Source organism: Caulobacter sp. 17J65-9 (assembly GCF_010975005.1).
In the GTDB taxonomy this organism is placed as follows: Bacteria; Pseudomonadota; Alphaproteobacteria; order Caulobacterales; family Caulobacteraceae; genus 17J80-11.
In genome coordinates, this window is sequence record NZ_JAAIVC010000016.1 from 15,078 (window position 1) to 32,285 (window position 17,208).

Genomic DNA, 17,208 nt, shown 5'->3' on the forward strand with positions numbered 1-17,208 from the left:
GAACGGCCTATTCGTCCGCGCAAATCACGTGGACGGAGAACTGACGATGCGGATCGCCTTCATCGGACTGGGCGCCATGGGCGGCGGCATGGCCGCCAATCAGGCCAAGGCGGGCCGCCAGGTCGCCGCCTTCGACCTGTCCAAGGATGCGCTGGACCGCGCCGTGTCGCACGGCTGCACGGCGGCGGGCTCGGTGGCCGAGGCGGTGCAGGGCGCCGACGTGGTCATCACCATGCTGCCGGCCGGCCCGCACGTGCTGAAGGTGTTCAGCGAGGACGTGCTGCCGAACGCGCCGAAGACCGCGCTGCTGATCGATTCGTCGACCATCGACGTCGACACCGCCCGCAAGGTGGCGGGCCTGGCCAAGGCCGCCGGCTTCGTGTTCGCCGACGCCCCGGTCTCCGGCGGCACCGCCGCGGCCGACGCCGGCACCCTGGCCTTCATGGTCGGCTGCGACGAGGCCGAATTCGCCCGCATCGACGAGGTGATCCAGCCGATGGCGCGCGCGGTGATCCGCACCGGCGACCACGGGGCGGGGCAGGCGGCCAAGATCTGCAACAACATGCTGCTGGCCATCTCGATGATCGGCACCTGCGAGGCCTTCGCGCTGGCCGAGCGGCTGGGCCTGGACGCCCAGAAGTTCTTTGACGTGGCGTCCAAGTCGTCGGGCCAGTGCTGGTCGATGACCAGCTACGCGCCGGTGCCGGGCCTGGTCGAGACCGCCCCGTCGAACCGCGGCTACGCCGGCGGCTTCGCCACCGCGCTGATGCTGAAGGATCTGAAGCTGGCCCAGGACGCCGCCGCCAAGGCCGGCGCGACCACGCCGATGGGCGCCCAGGCCGAGGCGCTGTACGCCATGTTCGACCGCCTGGGCTACGGCGGGAAGGACTTCTCGGCGGTGATTCAGCTGCTCCGCGGCAAGCTCGATGAGCTCGCCTGAGAACTGTTCGCAACGTGAGTGAGAGTTATTCGCGAAGTGCCTGCGGCGTTTCGCGAAGTACCGTTCGGTAAGTAGTTCTCCTAGGTGGACGCCAGCCGTCACCTAGGTGGACACTCTGGTCGTGCTCGTGCGAGAAGCCGGCCCAGTTTGGACTCGGGGGAGCTGTCCCGTCGCGGACGGTTCCCGGGTTGAGGATGTCGCGATGGACTACAAGGCCGCTTTCCGGGCCGCCGTCGAAAAGGTTCGGTCTGAGGGGCGCTACCGCGTGTTCGCCGACCTCAAGCGCAAGCGGGGCCAGTTCCCGCGGGCGACGTGGACGCGCGCCGACGGCACCTCCCGCGACGTGACGGTCTGGTGCTCCAACGACTACCTCGGCATGGGTCAGCACCCGGCGGTGCTCGAGGCCATGCACGCGGCTCTTGAAGAGTCCGGCGCCGGCTCCGGCGGCACCCGCAACATCTCCGGCACCACCCGCTATCATGTCGAGCTGGAGGCCGAGCTGGCCGACCTGCACGGCAAGGAAGCGTCGCTGCTGTTCACCTCGGGCTACGTCGCCAACGAGGCGGCCCTGTCGACCCTGGCCAAGATCCTGCCGGGGCTGATCATCTTCTCCGACGCGCTGAACCACGCCTCCATGATCGCCGGCATCCGGCACGGCGGCTGCGAGAAGCACGTCTTCCGCCACAACGACCTCGAGCACCTCGAAGAGCTGCTGGCCGCCGCGCCGGCGGACGCGCCCAAGATCGTGGCCTTCGAGTCGGTCTATTCGATGGACGGCGACATCGCCGACCTGGCCGGCACCATCGCCCTGGCCAAGAAGTACGGCGCCCTGACCTATCTGGACGAAGTCCACGCGGTGGGCATGTACGGCGCTCGCGGCGCCGGCGTGGCCGAGCGCGACGGCGTCATGGCTGAGATCGACATCGTCGAGGGCACGCTGGGCAAGGCCTTCGGCCTGGTCGGCGGCTACATCGCCGGCGACGCCGACCTGGTCGACGCCATCCGCCTGTGGGCTTCGGGCTTCATCTTCACCACCTCGCTGCCGCCGGTGGTGGCCGCGGGCGCGACCGCTTCGATCCGTTGGCTGAAGAACAACCCGCAGATTCGCGACGCTCACCAGGAGCGCGCCGCCACCCTGAAGCGGCTGTTCGCCGAGGCCGGCCTGCCGGTCATGCCCTCGGTCAGCCACATCGTGCCGGTGTTCGTGGGCGACCCCGTGCACTGCAAGATGGTCTCGGACTTCCTGCTGGAAGAGCACGGCGTCTACGTGCAGCCGATCAACTATCCGACCGTCCCCAAGGGCACCGAGCGCCTGCGCTTCACGCCTTCGCCCGGCCACGACGACGGCATGATGGCCGAACTGGTGGGCGCCATGGACGCGCTGTGGACCCGCTGCAATGTCAAACGGACGCGCATCGCCGCCTGAGGGCGCGATCCTGGTCGAGTTCGTCCGCCAGGGCGCCTGGCTGAAGTGCTCGGCCGTGTGCTCGCGGACCGGAACCGAGGCGGCCGCCGTCGGCCCGGCCAGCGATCCGTCAGCGCTGGAGCGGCTGGCGGTGATGAAGCTGAATCGGCTGCTGGCGAAATGAAAAAGGGCCCCGACCGGGGCCCTTTTTGCTTTTCCGCGGTGGACGGGTCAGCCGACGCGCCGGCGCACGCCCTTGCCCAGGCCGATCTGCTTGGCGAAGTCGGACCGGCGAGCGGCGTAGGCCGGGGCGACCATGGGGTAGTCGGGCGGCAGGTTCCATTTCCGCCGGTAATCTTCCGGGGTCATGTCGTATTTGGAGCGCAGGTAGCGCTTCAGCATTTTCAGCTTTTTGCCGTCTTCCAGGCAGACGATGTGGTCGTTCTGGACGGATTTCGAGACCGGCACCGCGGGCTTTTGCTTCTCCAGCGGGCGCGGGGCCTCGATCGGTTCGCCCAGCCGCGTCAGCGTCTGGTGCACGGAATGGATCAGTTCCGGAATGGCCTGCGGCTGGAGCGGGTTCTGCGTGACGTACGCAGAAACCACTTCCGCGCTCAGGCGTAACAAGTCCTGGCGGCGCTCGGCCTCGATCTCGCTATGCAAATTCATACGCTGACCAGCCCCTCAAGTTGCGGGACGCCCCATGCGTCTGGACCTCGCGTGACTTCGCAAGTCCCATCCCCGCCCACCGTTACGTTCAACGCTCCGGTTCCGCTGGAGTTCCAATCGACGGCCCTGTTTCGGTTGATCCCCTGCGCAGGCGGGGCGTAAACAGGGCCGCATTCCATTCGCCGCTGACGGATTCTTGACCGTGACCGCACCCGCCGCCGCGTCCGCCTTCACCCACCAAGACTTCTTCGCCTCGCCGCTGGAGAAGGCCGACCCCGAAATCTTCGCGGGCATTGAGGGCGAGCTGAAGCGCCAGCGCGAGCAGATCGAACTGATCGCGTCCGAAAACATCGTCTCGCGCGCCGTGCTGGCCGCGCAGGGTTCGGTGCTGACCAACAAGTACGCCGAGGGCTATCCGGGCCGTCGCTACTACGGCGGCTGCGAGTACGTCGACGTCACCGAGAACCTGGCCCGCGAGCGCGCCAAACAGCTGTTCGGCTGCACCTTCGCCAACGTCCAGCCGCATTCCGGCGCCCAGGCCAACCAGGCCGTGTTCATGGCCCTGCTGCAGCCGGGCGACACCTTCCTGGGCATGGATCTGGCCGCCGGCGGTCACCTGACCCACGGCAGCCCGGCCAACCAGTCGGGCAAGTGGTTCCGCCCGGTGACCTACACGGTCCGCCAGGACACCCACCTGATCGACTACGACCACGTGGCCGAGATGGCCGAGCGCGAGAAGCCGAAGCTGATCCTGGCCGGGGCCTCGGCCTACAGCCGCAAGATCGACTTCAAGCGCTTCCGCGAGATCGCCGACAGCGTCGGCGCCTACCTGATGGTCGACATGGCCCACTATGCGGGCCTGGTGGCTGGCGGCGTCTATCCGGACCCGCTGCCGCACGCCCACGTGGTGACCACCACCACCCACAAGACCCTGCGCGGCCCGCGCGGCGGCATGATCCTCTCGAACGACGAGGAGCTGGGCAAGAAGATCAACTCGGCGGTGTTCCCGGGCCTGCAGGGCGGGCCGCTGGAGCACGTCATCGCCGCCAAGGCCGTGGCCTTCGGCGAGGCGCTGAAGCCGGAGTTCAAGCTCTACGCCAAGCAGATCGTGGCCAACGCCCAGGCCCTGGCCGCGGTGCTGGTCGAGCGCGGCCTGGCGATCGTCTCGGGCGGCACCGACAGCCACCTGATGCTGGTCGACCTCCGCCCGAAGAACGCCACCGGCAAGGCGACCGAGCACGCCCTGGAGCGGGCCCTGATCACCTGCAACAAGAACGGCGTGCCGTTCGACGACAAGCCGTTCACGGTCACCTCGGGCGTCCGCCTGGGCACGCCGGCCGGCACCACCCGCGGCTTCGGCGTGGCGGAGTTCCAGCAGATCGGCCACCTGATCGCCGACGTGGTCGACGGCCTGGCGCCCGACGGGACCCCGGACGCGGCCGTCGAGGCGCGCGTGCGTCAGGCGGTGCTGGACCTGACGGGCCGGTTCCCCATCTACTGAGACGTCAGGCTTTAGGGGGCCGAGCCGTTGCGCTGTCCATTCTGCGGTCACGCTGAAACCCAGGTGAAGGATTCCCGCCCGTCGGACGACGGCGCGGCGATCCGGCGCCGTCGCTCGTGCCCGTCCTGCGGCGGGCGCTTCACCACCTTCGAGCGCGTGCAGCTGCGCGAGCTGATGGTGCTGAAGCGATCGGGGCGCCGCACGCCCTTCGACCGCGAGAAGCTGGAGCGCTCGCTGGCCATCGCGCTGCGCAAGCGCCCGGTCGAGCCCGACCGGGTGGAGCGGATGATCTCCGGCATCGTGCGCCAGCTGGAGAGCCTGGGCGAGACCGAGGTGAAGTCCGACGTGATCGGCGAGCTGGTCATGAAGGCGCTGAAGGGCGTCGACGAGGTCGCCTACGTCCGTTACGCCTCGGTCTATCGCGACTTCCGCGAGACCCAGGACTTCGCCAGCTTCCTGGCGGAGGAGGGGCTGTCGGAGGGCGGCGAGGGCGAGCACGAATGACCCGTCCGCGGGTCACGCTGAAGCTCGCCACCTCCCTCGACGGCCGCATCGCCACCGCCAGCGGCGAGAGCAAGTGGATCACTGGCGAGCGCGCGCGCGAGCAGGTGCATCTGCTGCGCGCCATGCACCAGATGATCCTGGTCGGCGTGGACACGGCCATCGCCGACGATCCCGCCCTGACCGTGCGCCTGCCGGGCTTCGTCGGCGGCCAGCCGACCCGCGTCGTCCTGGACAGCCGCCAGCGCCTGCCGCAGGCCTCGAAGCTGGTCGCTGACGCCGAGCGGATCGACACCGTGGTGGTCACCGTGAGCGAGCCGGCCGAGCGCCTGGTCGAGGCGGGAGTCACCGTGCTGCGCGTGGCCGAGAAGGATGGCCGCCCTGACCTGGCCGCGGCGCTGGACGCGCTGGCGGCGCACCAGCGCGAGCGGCTGCGCGCGCGGGTCGTGCAGGTTCGCGACGAGGCCGCCCTGGGCAAGCTGCTGAGCCTGACCGGCGGGGTGCTGGTCGAAGGCGGCGGGCAGGTCGCCGCCAGCTTCATCGAGGCCGGCCTGGTCGACAACATCGAATGGTTTCGCGCGCCCATCGTGCTGGGCGACGAGGGCCGGCCGGCGATCGGCGGCTTCGTCCTGAAGGAACTTTCCGGCGCGCCGCGCTTCCGCAGGGTTGCGGTCGAGGCCCTCGGCGACGACCTGTGGGAGCGTTACGAGAGGGTCTGATGTTCACGGGTATCGTCACCGACGTGGGCCGCGTTCGCGCGGTCGCGGACACCGGCGGCAAGCGCCGCTTCGAGATCGAGACCGCCTACGACACGTCAGGCGTCGATCTCGGCGCCTCGATCAGCCACGCCGGCTGCTGCCTGACCGTGGTCGACAAGGGCCCGGGCTGGTTCGCGGTCGAGCTCAGCAACGAGACCCTGGCCAAGACCACGCTGGGCGACTGGACGGTCGGCGATCCCGTCAACCTGGAGCGCGCGCTGAAGGTCGGCGACGAACTGGGCGGACATGTTGTCGCAGGCCACGTCGACGCCCCGGGCGAGGTCGTGGCGGTCGAGGCCGACGGCGACTCTTGGCGGGTCAAGGTGCGCGCGCCCGATCCGCTGCACCGCTTCATCGCCCCGAAGGGCTCCGTCACCCTCGACGGGGTGTCCCTGACGGTCAACGAAGTGGAGGGCGACCTCTTCGGCGTGAACCTGATCCCGCATACATGGGCGGTGACGACGCTGAACCGGCTGAAGCCCGGCGCGCGAGTGAATCTGGAAATCGACGTGCTGGCGCGCTACGCCGCGCGCTGGCGAGAAACCGCATGACCCTGAAAACCGCCGCGAACCTGAACGACAGCCCGATCTCCGCGATCGAGGACATCATCGAGGACGCCCGCAACGGCCGTCCCTACATCCTCGTGGACGCGGAAGACCGCGAGAACGAGGGCGACGTCATCATCCCGGCCCAGATGGCCACGCCCGAGCTGGTCAACTTCATGGCCAAGCACGCGCGCGGGCTGATCTGCCTGTCGATCACCCAGGAGCGCGCCCGCCAGCTGCGCCTGCCGCCGATGGCGGCCGAGAACCGCACCGGCATGGGCACCGCCTTCACCGTCTCGATCGAGGCGCGCGAAGGGGTCACGACCGGCATCTCGGCCCACGACCGGGCCCGCACCATCGCCGTGGCGGTCGATCCGACCAAGAACGCCGACGACATCGTCAGCCCCGGCCACGTCTTCCCGCTGGTCGCCCGCGAGGGCGGGGTGCTGGTCCGCGCCGGCCACACCGAAGCCGCGGTCGACATCTCGCGCCTGGCCGGCCTGTATCCGTCAGGCGTGATCTGCGAGATCATGAACGACGACGGCACCATGGCCCGCCTGCCGGACCTGGTCGCCTTCGCCCAGACCCACGGCATGAAGATCGGCACCATCGCCGACCTGATCGCCTATCGCCGCCGCACCGAGCGCTTTGTCGAGCGCGCGCTGGAGACGCCGTTCGAGAGCGTCCACGGCGGGCCGTTCCGGCTGATGGTCTACCGCAACACCATCGACCGGACCGAGCACGTGGTGCTGGTCAAGGGCAAGGTGGAGGCCGACAAGCCGACCCTGGTGCGCATGCACCAGGTGGACTTCGCCACCGACCTCTTGGGCCATGTCGAGGCGCGCCAGTGCTACGTGCCGATGGCCATGAAGGCGGTGAGCGAGCACCCGGGCGCGGGCGTCATCGTCTTCCTGCGCGACCCCAATCCCGCCGGTCTGTCGGAGCGGTTCAGCGGGGTGGACAAGCACGCCGAAGCGGCGCATGGGCTGCGCGACTACGGGGTCGGGGCGCAAATTCTGCTCGACCTCGGGGTGCGCGAGATGATCGCGCTCAGTTCCACCCAACCCAAGCCCGCGGCCCTCGACGGCTACGGCCTGAAGATCGTCGGCTGGAAGAGCTTCGACGAACTGGAGTCCTAAGGTGAGCGACAAGGTCCGCGTCCTGATCGTCGAAGGACGGTTCTATTCCGATCTGCAGGACGAGCTGCTGGCCGGCGCGCGCGCGACGCTGGACTCGTATGAGGCCGAGCACGAGACGATCACCGTCCCGGGCGCCTTCGAGATCCCCGCCGCCATCGCCATGGCCGCCCGCGCCGGCGGCTACGACGGCTTCGTCGCGCTGGGCGTGGTGATCCGCGGCGAGACCACCCACTACGACTACGTCTGCGGCGAGTCCGCCCGCGGCCTGATGAACCTGACCCTCGAGGGCAACGCCATCGGCTACGGCGTCCTGACCGTCGAGGACGAGGACCAGGCCTGGGCCCGCGCCCGGGTGAACGAAGGCGACAAGGGCGGCGCGGCCGCCCGCGCCTGTCTCGACATGATCGCGCTGAAGCGCGTCTTCAAAGGCGACCGCTGATGACCGACGCCACGCCGCGCCCGAACAGCCTCAAAGAGGTGATCGACCACCTCAACGCCGCCGGCGGCGCCCAGGACTCCAAGCTGTCGTCCAAGGAGCGCCGCGCGCGCACCGTGGCGCGGCTGGCCGCGGTCCAGGCCCTCTACCAGATGGAGATGACCGGGGCCGGCGTCGAAGTCGTGATCCGCGAGTTCTCCGACCACCGCTTCCAGGGCGACCTGGAGGGCGAGACCCTGGCCGACGCCGACGAAGCCTTCTTCGCCGAGCTGGTGCGGGGCGTGGTCTCCGGCCAGGCCAAGATCGACGCGGCGGTGACCAAGCGGCTGGCCTCCAACTGGCGGCTGGAACGCATCGACGCCACCCTGCGCGCCGTGCTGCGCGCCGGCGTCTGGGAGCTGGCCGAACGCAAGGACGTGCCGACCGAGGTGGCGATCGACGAATACGTCGAGATCGCCAAGGCGTTCTTCGACGAGGCCGAGGCCAAGTTCGTCAACGCCGCGCTGGACGGCGTTTCGCGCGATGTCCGCGCCTGACCGGCCGGACGAGTTCGACACCATCGCGCGGCTGTTCCGGCCGCTGACCGAGGGCGCGCCCGAGGCCCGCGAGCTGGCCGACGACGCGGCCGTGCTGGGCATGCGCGCCGGCTGGGACCTGGTGGTCACCAAGGACGCCCTGGTCGAGGGCGTCCACTTCCTGCCTGACGATCCGCTGGACCTGGTGGCGCGCAAGGCGCTGCGGGTGAACCTGTCGGACCTGGCCGCCAAGGGCGCCGAGCCGTTCGGCTACTTCCTGGCGATCGCCTGGCCGGCCCGCTGCGGCTGGCCCGAGCGGGAGGCGTTCGCGCGCGGCCTGCGCGAGGACCAGGACGCCTTCGGCGTGCGCCTGCTGGGCGGCGACACGGTCTCCACGCCGGGGCCGCTGACCGTCTCCGTCACCGCGCTGGGCTGGGTTCCGATGGGCCGCAGTCCCTCGCGCGCCGGCGCCGAGCCCGGCGACCTGATGATCGTCTCCGGCACCATCGGCGACGGCTGGCTGGGCCTGCGCGCGCGCCGGGGCGAGCTCTCCGAACTGACCGGCGGCCAACGCGAGGAGCTGGTCGACCGCTATCGCCTGCCGCGGCCCCGCACCGGCCTGGCCGAGCAGGTCCGCGCCGCCCACGCCTCGATCGACATCTCCGACGGCCTGGTCGCCGACCTCGGCCACGTGGCCGAGGCTGGCGGGGTGGGCGTGGAGATCGACCTCGACCGCCTGCCGCTGTCCCAGCCGGCGAGGTTCTGGCTGGACCACCAGCCGGATCGCGCCGCCGCACTGGTGGCGCTGGCCACCGGCGGCGACGACTACGAGATCGCCGCCGCCGTGCGTCCCGAGGACGCCGCCGGCTTCAAGGGCGCGGTGGTGATCGGCCGGGTGGTCGAAGGGGAGGGCGTGCGCGTCCTTCACGACGGCCGCCCCGTCGAGGTCGGGCGGAGCGGCTGGCGGCATACCTGACTTTCCTTCTCCCCTTGCGGGAGAAGGTGGCGCGCGGAGCGCGTCGGATGAGGGGTGCTAGCGCTACTTTCGAACCGTTCAGCGCCGTGACTTTCCTTGTCCTGAAAGCTAGGCGCTGACACCCCTCATCCGGCCGGCTCCGCCGGCCACCTTCTCCCGCAAGGGGAGAAGGGGAAACCCTCCGCTAACCGATCGCCGCTATCCCGCTCTCATGCGCCGTCGCGATCTCTTCGCCGTCACCCTCGTCGCCGCCTCGTCGGTTGCGGCCGTCGCCTCTGCGTCGGAGACGGCTGAGAAGAAGCCGGAAGGTCAGTACGTCGACCTGTCGCCGACGGCCCTGCCGGTGATCGAGGGCGGGCGGCTGCGCAACTACGTGTTCGTCGCCATCCGGGTGGTGCTGACGCCCCGCGCCGATCCCGTGGTTCTGAAGGCCAAGGAGCCGTACTTCCGCGACGCCCTGGTGCGCGCGGCGCACCGCACGCCCTTCACCGTGGCCGACGATCTGACCCGTCTCGACGAGGCCAAATTGAAGGCGTCGCTGATGCGCGACGCGGCCGCCATCGCCGGTCCCGGCCAGATCCAGGCCGTCGAGATTCTGAACCAGACTCCGCGCCGCCGCACCGGCTTCGACCGGCGTCGGTAAAGCTCAAGAATTCAACTGAATAGACCGCTGTTCGCCGACGGTTGCGCAGGCTTTGCCGTTCGGGCACTTTCCCGCGACCATGTCGGGAAGCGTCTCTACTGATTCCCGACAGGCTTGGGAGGAGATCTTTCGAAGGCGGAGGGGGGAATTCTCCGGTCTTCGGCAGGTCCGCGCACAAAAAGAGGGGCGCTTCGATTATGAGTAACACGCTCGTGCTGGTCATCGTGGCCGGCTTGGCGGGTCTTCTATACGGTGCGGTGCAGACGTCCGCCCTGTTGAAGGCGAACGCCGGCAACGAACGCATGCGGGAGATCGCCGCGGCCATCCAGGAGGGCGCGTCCGCCTACCTGCGGCGGCAGTACACCACCATCGCCATCGTCGGGATCGTCATCCTGGTCGCCGGCTACTTCCTGATCGGCCAGTACGCCGCCATCGGCTTCCTGATCGGCTCGGTGCTCTCCGGCGCCGCCGGCTACGCCGGCATGCTGATCTCGGTCCGCGCCAACGTCCGCACGGCCCAGGCCGCTTCGGAGAGCCTGCAAAAGGGCCTCAGCCTGGCGTTCCGCGCCGGCGCGGTGACCGGCCTGTTCGTGGCCGGCGGCGCCCTGATCGGCGTGGCGGGCTACTTCTACGTCCTGACCCAGGTGCTGGGCCTGGAGCCGACCGACCGTAAGGTGGTCGACGCCCTGGTGGCGCTCGGCTTCGGCGCCTCGCTGATCTCGATCTTCGCGCGTCTGGGCGGCGGCATCTTCACCAAGGGCGCCGACGTGGGCGGCGACATGGTGGGCAAGGTCGAGGCCGGCATCCCCGAGGATGATCCGCGCAACGCCGCCACCATCGCCGACAACGTGGGCGACAACGTCGGCGACTGCGCCGGCATGGCCGCCGACCTGTTCGAGACCTACGCGGTGACCATCGTCGCCACCATGGTGCTGGCCGCGATCTTCTTCGCCGGCACGGCCTATGTGGGCTCGATGATGCTGCTGCCGCTGGCCATCTGCGGCGTCTGCATCTTCACCTCGATCGCGGGCACGTTCTTCGTGCGCCTCGGCAAGGGCAAGACCAACATCATGGGCGCCCTGTACCAGGGCCTGATCGTCACCGGCGTCCTGTCGATCGCCGCCGTCTACGGCGTGATCAAGTACCTGATCCCGGCCACGGTCACGACCTCGGGCGGCGAAGTCATCGAGGCCATGAACCTGTTCTGGTGCGGCGTCACCGGCCTGGGCGTCACCGCGGCCATCGTGATGATCACCGAGTACTTCACCGGCACCAACTTCCGCCCGGTGAAGGCGATCGCCAAGGCTTCGCAGTCCGGCCACGGCACCAACGTCATCGCGGGTCTCGCGGTGTCGCTGGAGTCGACCGCCCTGCCGGCCCTGACCATCGTCGCCGGCATCGTCATCACCTACCAGCTTGCCGGCCTGTTCGGCATCGCCATCGCCACGGCCACCATGCTGGCCCTGGCCGGCATGATCGTCGCGCTGGACGCCTTCGGCCCGGTCACCGACAACGCCGGCGGCATCGCCGAAATGGCGGGCCTGCCGAAGGAAGTGCGCGTCTCCACCGACGCCCTCGACGCGGTCGGCAACACCACCAAGGCCGTCACCAAGGGCTACGCCATCGGTTCGGCGGGCCTGGGCGCCCTGGTGCTGTTCGCGGCCTACACCCAGGACCTGAGGTACTTCTCGGCCAACGCCGCGCCGGGCTCGTTCTTCGAAGGCCTGGGCGACGTCGCCTTCGACCTGTCCAACCCGTACGTGGTGGTCGGCCTGCTGTTCGGCGGCCTGCTGCCGTTCCTGTTCGGCGGCATGTCGATGACCGCCGTGGGCCGCGCCGCCGAGGCGGTGGTGGCCGAGGTCCGTCGTCAGTTCCGCGAGATCCCGGGCATCATGGAGTTCAAGGCCAAGCCGGAATACGGCCGTGCCGTGGACATCCTGACCAAGGCCGCGATCAAGGAAATGATGATCCCGTCGCTGCTGCCGGTGCTGTCGCCGATCGTGCTGTTCGTGGCCGTCATGGCCATCGCCGGCAAGGCGAACGCCTTCGCGGCCCTGGGCGCCATGCTGATGGGCGTCATCGTGACCGGCCTGTTCGTGGCCATCTCGATGACCTCGGGCGGCGGCGCCTGGGATAACGCCAAGAAGTACATCGAAGAAGGCAACTACGGCGGCAAGGGCTCCGACGCCCACAAGGCCGCCGTCACGGGCGACACCGTCGGCGATCCCTACAAGGACACCGCCGGCCCGGCCGTGAACCCGATGATCAAGATCACCAACATCGTCGCGCTTCTGCTGCTGGCGGTGCTGGCGAGCGGCAACATCGGCTGATCAAAGCCGTAAGGCTGAACTGCAGGCGCCCCGGAGAGCGATCTCCGGGGCGCTTTTTTGAGTGCGGCCTGCGAGTGAACGAGACATGCGATGTCTCAACCGCCTCTTGTGGGATTTCCTGGAGGCCGGGCGGCCGGGCGAGGGGAGCCGATGAACAAGCGTTTGTGGATGGCCGGTATCGGCGCGGTGGTGGTCGCCGGCGGCCTGGGCGCCGTCGTGATGGCGAGGCAGCCTCGCGTGGCGCCGCTGGAAGTCGAGGGCGTCTGCTTCCGGCAGGGCGGCGACTACACCTATCAGCGCAACGACATGATCGATTTCGCCCTGGTCGCGGTGATGAAGGACGAGAAGCCCGTCGCCCTGGTCTATGTCGGCAACCATCCTGACGTTTCCGGCGCGGATGAGGAGCTGCTGGATACGAACGACGCCGGCCGCTTTGAGCGTCCGGGCCTGCACGAGCTGCGCGGCGACCGGAAGGGCGAGTACCTGGGCGTGCCGCGGACCGGCGACACGTCGCTCTTCCACGTGATGCCTGCGCCGGACGTTCGCGCCCGGGACGTCGCTGGAAAGTGGGTTCGGTTCTGCCGCTAGCGGGAGGCTGATCGCCAAGAAAAACGCCCCGGAGATCGCTCTCCGGGGCGTTCTGCGTTCTGGTCCGGCGAGAGCCGTCAGTCCGGGCGGCGGCCGCCGGGCTGGTTCTCTTCGGTGTTCGGCATGACCGTGCGGCCGACGTTGCCGAGCAGCTGCTCCAGCACGGTCAGTTCGCGGCCGCGGGTCGGGGTCTCGCGATCGTTGAAGGCGATCTTGCGGCCGTCGGCCATGTCCAGCGCCTTCACCGCGGTGACCTGCTCGCTGGCCGGGTCGAAGCTGACGACGGTGACGTCGCGGCTGTTCACCTGCGGGCGGTGGTAGGTCGTGGTCGAGGTGATCTGCGACACGTAGTACCAGGTGTTCGGTTCGAAGGTGGAGATCGCCGACGGCGAGCCCAGCTTGGACAGGACGGTGGACTTGGTGTCCTCGCCGACCTTCACTTCCTTCGGGTTGGCGTCGACCGCCTGGTAGCCCTGGCGCGCAACGGTCGGCGCGCAGGCCGACAGGCCGGCGACGGTGGCAGCGACGATCAAGGCAGTGCGGAAGTTCGACATGGCGCCCCTCGCGACGAGTGTTCAGCCCTTTGACCTATCGCTCCTCGATCATTAGTTCAACGGCAGGCGACAAAGGGGCGCCTGCGACATGCTTCACCGGCTGCTCAAGCCAAGGGCCGCAAAGGCGGCTGGAACAACGCTTTACGCCGCCGCGGTGGCCCAGGCGCGACAGCCTGAATTCTATCTGGACCTCGGGGTCGAGGACCGGGTCGACGCGCGGTTCGAACTATACACCCTGCACGTGGTCCTGCTGGTCGAACGCCTGAAGGATCAAGGCGAACAGGCCGCCGAGACATCCGAGGCCCTGTTCGAAACCTACGTCTCCGCGCTGGACGACTCGCTGCGCGAAATGGGCGTGGGCGATTTGTCGCTGGCCAAGAAGATTCGCAAACTCGGCGAAGCGCTGATGGGTCGCACCAAGGCCTATGTCGAAGCGCTGGATCCGGAACCCGATTCCGACGCCCTGGCCGGCATCGTGGCGCGCAACGTGTTTTCCGACGAGGCGGCGCTGGAGCGTGCGGCCCCGGTGGTCGACTACATCGTCCGCGCCCACGACACGCTCGCCGCCCAACCCCTGAAACAGATCCTGGAAGGGCGGCCCGCCTGGCCGCAGGTCCGCCCATGACCCCGCAGCGAGACGACATCCCCTGGTCCGTGCCCGTGCGCCTCGAAGTGGTCGGCGCGGGCCTGACGCGCCGCCTGGTGGCGGAAGAAGCCGTGCGGGCGCGGATCGCCAAGGCGCTGGACCTGGCCGGGCTGGACAGCCTGGAGGCCGACGTCGAGGTGCGCCCGGTGCTCGACACCCACTACGAGATCCGCGGCCGGTTCAGGGCGGCGGTGGTCTACACCTGCGGCGTGACGCTGGAGACCTTCCCTTCGGAGGTGGACGGCGATTTCGACATGCGCGCCACCACCGACCCGGCCGCGGTCTCCTACGAGGACAGCGGCGAGATCACGCTTGAGACGATGGACCCGCCGGACCTGATCGAGCACGGCGTGCTGGACCTGGGCGCCTACGTGGTCGAGCAGCTGGCGCTCGGGCTGGACGCGTTCCCGCGCAAGCCCGGCGTGGAGTTCGAGACCCCCGCCCAGGAAGCCGAACCGTCGCCCTTCGCCAAGCTGGCCCAGTTGAAGCTGAACAACCCGGAACGCTGACCCCACGTCAGCATGCTTGCATCGGCCCCCGGCGGCGCTATCGTCCGCCCGCCTTTTGAAGACGCGTTCGCCCGGACACCGGGGGCGGCGGCGCGTCAGGGAGCGCAGTCGACCGCTTGTCCGAACCGACCATCATTTCCATCGACGCCATGGGCGGCGACCACGGCCCGGCCGTGGTCGTCCCGGGCGTCGCGCGCGCCCTCGAACGCATGCAGGGCCGGACCGTGCGGGTCCTGCTGCACGGCGACCAGGCCCGCATCCAGGCTGAATTGGACCGCGCGCCGCTGGCCGCCGCGGTCAGCGAGATCCGGCACACCGACCAGGTCATCGCCATGGACGAGAAGCCGGCCCAGGCGCTTCGCCGGGGCAAGGGCTCCAGCCTGTGGAACGCCATCGAGGCGGTGAAGAAGGGCGAGGCGCACGCCTGCGTGTCGGCCGGCAACACCGGCGCGCTGATGGCGGTCTCCAAGCTGCAGCTGCGCATGGCCGCCCCGGGGCTGGATCGTCCGGCCATCGTGGCCAGCTGGCCGACCCTGAAGGGGGTCACCGCCGTGCTGGACGTGGGCGCCAACGTCGCCAGCGACGCCGCCCAGCTGGTCGAGTTCGCCATCATGGGCGAGGCCTTCCACAAGGCCGTGCACGGCTCCAAGCGCCCGAGCGTGGGTCTGCTGAACGTCGGCTCGGAAGACGTGAAGGGCCATGAGGAGGTGCGCGAGGCGCACCGCCTGCTGCGCGAGAACGGCTTCGACTTCGAGTACTACGGTTTCGTCGAGGGCGACGACATCGGCAAGGGCACGGTCGACGTCGTGGTCACCGACGGCTTCACCGGCAACATCGCCCTGAAGACCGCCGAAGGCACCGCGCGCTTCATCTCCAGCCTGTTGAAGGAGGCGCTGTCCTCCGACCTGCAGGCCAAGCTGGGCGCGCTCATCGCCATGCCGGCGCTGAAGCGGATGCGCTCGCGCATCGATTCCAACGAATACAACGGCGGGCCGCTGCTGGGGCTGAACGGCATCGTCGTGAAGAGCCACGGCGGCGCCGACGCGCGCGGCTTCGGCAACGCCATCCGGGTGGCCACGGACCTCGCCGAGAGCGACTACGCCGCGGAAATCGCCCGTAATCTGAAGCGCCTGGACGCGGTCATTCATGACGGCCGCACCGAAGCGGAGGCCTGAGTGACGCGTACCGTTCGCAGCGCGGTGACCGGAGTGGGCGGCTATCTGCCCGACAACGTGGTCACCAACGAAGATCTGGCCAAGCTCGTCGACACGACCGACGCCTGGATCGTCGAGCGCACCGGCATCCGCCGCCGCCACAAGGCCGGCCCGGACCAGCTGACCTCCGACCTGGCGGTCGAGGCGGCCAAGAAGGCGCTGGCCGCCGCCGGCCGCACCCCGGCCGAGGTCGACCTGATCGTGGTGGCCACCACCACGCCGGACCTGACCTTCCCGGCCACCGCCGCCATCGTGCAGCGCAAGCTGGGCGTGCCGGTCTGCCCGGCCTTCGACGTCCAGGCGGTGTGCTCGGGCTTCGTCTACGCCTTGAGCGTCGCCGACGGCTTCGTGGCGCGCGGTCTCGCCCGCTGCGCCCTGGTGATCGGGGCCGAGGAGATGACCCGGCTGCTCGACTACACCGACCGCGGCACCTGCGTGCTGTTCGGCGACGGCGCCGGCGCGGTGGTGGTCGAGCCGGTGGAAGGCGAGGGGACCACGGCCGACCGCGGCCTGCTGGGCTTCGCGCTGCGCTGCGACGGCGCCAAGACCGACCTGCTCTACGTCGACGGCGGCCCGGCCTCGACCGGCCACGTCGGCCACCTGCGCATGGTCGGCAACCAGGTGTTCCGCCACGCGGTGGTGAACATCTCCGAGGCCATCGAGGCGGCCTCGCGCGCCGCCGGCGTCGAGATCAAGGACATCGACTGGTTCATCCCCCACCAGGCCAACCAGCGCATCCTGCAGGGCGTGGCCGACCGGCTGGGCATCGACGAGACCAAGGTGGTGTCCACCGTGGCCGACCACGCCAACACCTCGGCGGCGTCGATTCCGCTGGCCTGGGCCGCGGCGGTCGAGGACGGCCGGGTGAAGAAGGGCGATCTTCTGGTGCTGGAAGCCATGGGCGGCGGCCTGACCTGGGGCGCCTGCACCCTGCGTCTCTGAGAACGCGGGTCGAAGCCTTTGACTTCGCCCCGGTTTCGGGTCATTCAATGACGATTGGTCCTGGCTCGGGGGAGCTCGTCATGAAGGGCGATACGCTGACGCGCGCTGATCTGTGCGAAGCGGTCCACGAAGAGGTGGGGCTGTCCCGGCACGAGTGCTCGCAGCTGGTCGAGCGCACCCTGGACCTGGTCGCCGAAGCGCTGGAGCGCGGCGAGACGGTCAAGCTGTCCGGCTTCGGCGTCTTCCAGGTGCGCGACAAGCGCGCCCGCATGGGCCGCAACCCCAAGACCGGCGAGCCGGCCGCGATCGATCCGCGCCGCGTGATCAGCTTCCGCGCCTCGCAGATCATGAAGTCTCGCGTCGACGGCTCGAACGGCGCCGGTCACGCGGGGTGACG

At 69.4% G+C, this 17,208-nt stretch carries 21 protein-coding genes; 19 read left to right on the forward strand and 2 right to left on the reverse strand.

Annotated features, from left to right (window positions below):
* Positions 1-46: 46 nt before the first annotated feature.
* The 3 genes from mmsB to G3573_RS04775 all read left to right on the forward strand — a co-directional run bounded on the left by mmsB (position 47) and on the right by G3573_RS04775 (position 2,529).
* Entirely contained in the window at positions 47-940 is an 894-nt protein-coding gene (mmsB, locus tag G3573_RS04765; protein WP_163259708.1) for a 3-hydroxyisobutyrate dehydrogenase, read from the forward strand.
* Between the two features lie 202 nt (positions 941-1,142).
* Complete coding sequence (gene hemA / locus G3573_RS04770) at positions 1,143-2,366, forward strand: 5-aminolevulinate synthase (protein ID WP_163259709.1); 1,224 nt, start codon at positions 1,143-1,145, stop codon at positions 2,364-2,366.
* Positions 2,338-2,529, forward strand: coding sequence for a hypothetical protein (locus G3573_RS04775; protein WP_163259710.1), 192 nt, complete (start codon positions 2,338-2,340; stop codon positions 2,527-2,529). The genes hemA and G3573_RS04775 overlap by 29 nt, the downstream gene beginning before the upstream one ends.
* A 47-nt stretch (positions 2,530-2,576) precedes the next feature.
* Here G3573_RS04775 and G3573_RS04780 read toward each other — a convergent pair whose 3' ends face one another.
* Positions 2,577-3,014, reverse strand: a complete 438-nt coding sequence (locus tag G3573_RS04780) for a MucR family transcriptional regulator (RefSeq protein WP_163259711.1) — start codon at positions 3,012-3,014, stop codon at positions 2,577-2,579.
* A gap of 202 nt (positions 3,015-3,216) precedes the next feature.
* Here G3573_RS04780 and glyA point away from each other — a divergent pair, with 202 nt between their 5' ends.
* The 11 genes from glyA to G3573_RS04835 all read left to right on the forward strand — a co-directional run bounded on the left by glyA (position 3,217) and on the right by G3573_RS04835 (position 12,946).
* Positions 3,217-4,515, forward strand: coding sequence for a serine hydroxymethyltransferase (glyA, locus tag G3573_RS04785; RefSeq protein WP_163259712.1), 1,299 nt, complete (start codon positions 3,217-3,219; stop codon positions 4,513-4,515).
* A gap of 27 nt (positions 4,516-4,542) precedes the next feature.
* The gene (gene nrdR / locus G3573_RS04790) at positions 4,543-5,019 is read left to right on the forward strand and encodes a transcriptional regulator NrdR (RefSeq protein WP_163259713.1); all 477 of its coding nucleotides are present in this window, start codon (positions 4,543-4,545) and stop codon (positions 5,017-5,019) included.
* Positions 5,016-5,735, forward strand: a complete 720-nt coding sequence (locus tag G3573_RS04795; protein ID WP_163259714.1) for a RibD family protein — start codon at positions 5,016-5,018, stop codon at positions 5,733-5,735. Before nrdR ends, G3573_RS04795 begins: the two co-directional genes overlap by 4 nt.
* Positions 5,735-6,325 (forward strand): riboflavin synthase, encoded by a 591-nt coding sequence (locus G3573_RS04800; protein WP_163259715.1) that lies wholly within the window; start codon positions 5,735-5,737, stop codon positions 6,323-6,325. Before G3573_RS04795 ends, G3573_RS04800 begins: the two co-directional genes overlap by 1 nt.
* Positions 6,322-7,458 carry a 3,4-dihydroxy-2-butanone-4-phosphate synthase gene (gene ribB / locus G3573_RS04805; protein ID WP_163259716.1) on the forward strand — a complete coding sequence of 379 codons (1,137 nt, stop codon included), beginning with the start codon at positions 6,322-6,324 and terminating at the stop codon, positions 7,456-7,458. Before G3573_RS04800 ends, ribB begins: the two co-directional genes overlap by 4 nt.
* A gap of 1 nt (position 7,459) precedes the next feature.
* Entirely contained in the window at positions 7,460-7,897 is a 438-nt protein-coding gene (locus G3573_RS04810; RefSeq protein ID WP_163259717.1) for a 6,7-dimethyl-8-ribityllumazine synthase, read from the forward strand.
* Positions 7,897-8,430, forward strand: a complete 534-nt coding sequence (gene nusB / locus G3573_RS04815) for a transcription antitermination factor NusB (RefSeq protein WP_163259718.1) — start codon at positions 7,897-7,899, stop codon at positions 8,428-8,430. Before G3573_RS04810 ends, nusB begins: the two co-directional genes overlap by 1 nt.
* Positions 8,417-9,385 (forward strand): thiamine-phosphate kinase, encoded by a 969-nt coding sequence (gene thiL, locus G3573_RS04820; RefSeq protein ID WP_163259719.1) that lies wholly within the window; start codon positions 8,417-8,419, stop codon positions 9,383-9,385. Before nusB ends, thiL begins: the two co-directional genes overlap by 14 nt.
* Positions 9,386-9,596: 211 nt before the next feature.
* The gene (locus tag G3573_RS04825; RefSeq protein ID WP_163259720.1) at positions 9,597-10,028 is read left to right on the forward strand and encodes a hypothetical protein; all 432 of its coding nucleotides are present in this window, start codon (positions 9,597-9,599) and stop codon (positions 10,026-10,028) included.
* Positions 10,029-10,225: 197 nt separating this feature from the next.
* Positions 10,226-12,358, forward strand: a complete 2,133-nt coding sequence (locus G3573_RS04830; protein WP_163259721.1) for a sodium-translocating pyrophosphatase — start codon at positions 10,226-10,228, stop codon at positions 12,356-12,358.
* A 150-nt stretch (positions 12,359-12,508) separates the two neighbouring features.
* The gene (locus tag G3573_RS04835; protein ID WP_163259722.1) at positions 12,509-12,946 is read left to right on the forward strand and encodes a hypothetical protein; all 438 of its coding nucleotides are present in this window, start codon (positions 12,509-12,511) and stop codon (positions 12,944-12,946) included.
* 77 nt (positions 12,947-13,023) lie between these two features.
* On the opposite strand, the gene bamE is transcribed toward G3573_RS04835, so the two are convergent.
* Positions 13,024-13,500, reverse strand: a complete 477-nt coding sequence (gene bamE, locus G3573_RS04840) for an outer membrane protein assembly factor BamE (protein WP_163259723.1) — start codon at positions 13,498-13,500, stop codon at positions 13,024-13,026.
* An 88-nt stretch (positions 13,501-13,588) separates the two neighbouring features.
* Here bamE and G3573_RS04845 point away from each other — a divergent pair, with 88 nt between their 5' ends.
* From G3573_RS04845 to G3573_RS04865, 5 genes are all read left to right on the forward strand, one after another.
* Positions 13,589-14,125: a ubiquinol-cytochrome C chaperone family protein gene (locus G3573_RS04845; protein ID WP_163259724.1), complete on the forward strand. Its 537-nt coding sequence runs from the start codon at positions 13,589-13,591 to the stop codon at positions 14,123-14,125.
* Entirely contained in the window at positions 14,122-14,655 is a 534-nt protein-coding gene (locus tag G3573_RS04850) for a DUF177 domain-containing protein (RefSeq protein ID WP_163259725.1), read from the forward strand. The genes G3573_RS04845 and G3573_RS04850 overlap by 4 nt, the downstream gene beginning before the upstream one ends.
* A 116-nt stretch (positions 14,656-14,771) precedes the next feature.
* Positions 14,772-15,830 (forward strand): phosphate acyltransferase PlsX, encoded by a 1,059-nt coding sequence (gene plsX / locus G3573_RS04855; protein ID WP_163259726.1) that lies wholly within the window; start codon positions 14,772-14,774, stop codon positions 15,828-15,830.
* Positions 15,831-16,811 carry a beta-ketoacyl-ACP synthase III gene (locus G3573_RS04860; protein WP_163259727.1) on the forward strand — a complete coding sequence of 327 codons (981 nt, stop codon included), beginning with the start codon at positions 15,831-15,833 and terminating at the stop codon, positions 16,809-16,811.
* Positions 16,812-16,891: 80 nt separating this feature from the next.
* Positions 16,892-17,206 (forward strand): integration host factor subunit alpha, encoded by a 315-nt coding sequence (locus G3573_RS04865; protein WP_163259728.1) that lies wholly within the window; start codon positions 16,892-16,894, stop codon positions 17,204-17,206.
* Positions 17,207-17,208: the final 2 nt, after the last annotated feature.

Bases quoted from the DNA above. Each gene is read 5' to 3' on its own strand.
- G3573_RS04825 (WP_163259720.1), top strand. From the start codon at position 9,597: ATGCGCCGTCGCGATCTCTTCGCCGTCACCCTCGTCGCCGCCTCGTCG.
- nusB (WP_163259718.1), top strand. From the start codon at position 7,897: ATGACCGACGCCACGCCGCGCCCGAACAGCCTCAAAGAGGTGATCGAC.
- thiL (WP_163259719.1), top strand. From the start codon at position 8,417: ATGTCCGCGCCTGACCGGCCGGACGAGTTCGACACCATCGCGCGGCTG.
- G3573_RS04775 (WP_163259710.1), top strand. From the start codon at position 2,338: ATGTCAAACGGACGCGCATCGCCGCCTGAGGGCGCGATCCTGGTCGAG.
- mmsB (WP_163259708.1), top strand. From the start codon at position 47: ATGCGGATCGCCTTCATCGGACTGGGCGCCATGGGCGGCGGCATGGCC.
- G3573_RS04865 (WP_163259728.1), top strand. From the start codon at position 16,892: ATGAAGGGCGATACGCTGACGCGCGCTGATCTGTGCGAAGCGGTCCAC.
- G3573_RS04850 (WP_163259725.1), top strand. From the start codon at position 14,122: ATGACCCCGCAGCGAGACGACATCCCCTGGTCCGTGCCCGTGCGCCTC.
- G3573_RS04780 (WP_163259711.1), bottom strand. From the start codon at position 3,014: ATGAATTTGCATAGCGAGATCGAGGCCGAGCGCCGCCAGGACTTGTTA.
- bamE (WP_163259723.1), bottom strand. From the start codon at position 13,500: ATGTCGAACTTCCGCACTGCCTTGATCGTCGCTGCCACCGTCGCCGGC.
- G3573_RS04800 (WP_163259715.1), top strand. From the start codon at position 5,735: ATGTTCACGGGTATCGTCACCGACGTGGGCCGCGTTCGCGCGGTCGCG.
- G3573_RS04795 (WP_163259714.1), top strand. From the start codon at position 5,016: ATGACCCGTCCGCGGGTCACGCTGAAGCTCGCCACCTCCCTCGACGGC.
- G3573_RS04830 (WP_163259721.1), top strand. From the start codon at position 10,226: ATGAGTAACACGCTCGTGCTGGTCATCGTGGCCGGCTTGGCGGGTCTT.
- G3573_RS04845 (WP_163259724.1), top strand. From the start codon at position 13,589: ATGCTTCACCGGCTGCTCAAGCCAAGGGCCGCAAAGGCGGCTGGAACA.
- ribB (WP_163259716.1), top strand. From the start codon at position 6,322: ATGACCCTGAAAACCGCCGCGAACCTGAACGACAGCCCGATCTCCGCG.
- hemA (WP_163259709.1), top strand. From the start codon at position 1,143: ATGGACTACAAGGCCGCTTTCCGGGCCGCCGTCGAAAAGGTTCGGTCT.
- G3573_RS04835 (WP_163259722.1), top strand. From the start codon at position 12,509: ATGAACAAGCGTTTGTGGATGGCCGGTATCGGCGCGGTGGTGGTCGCC.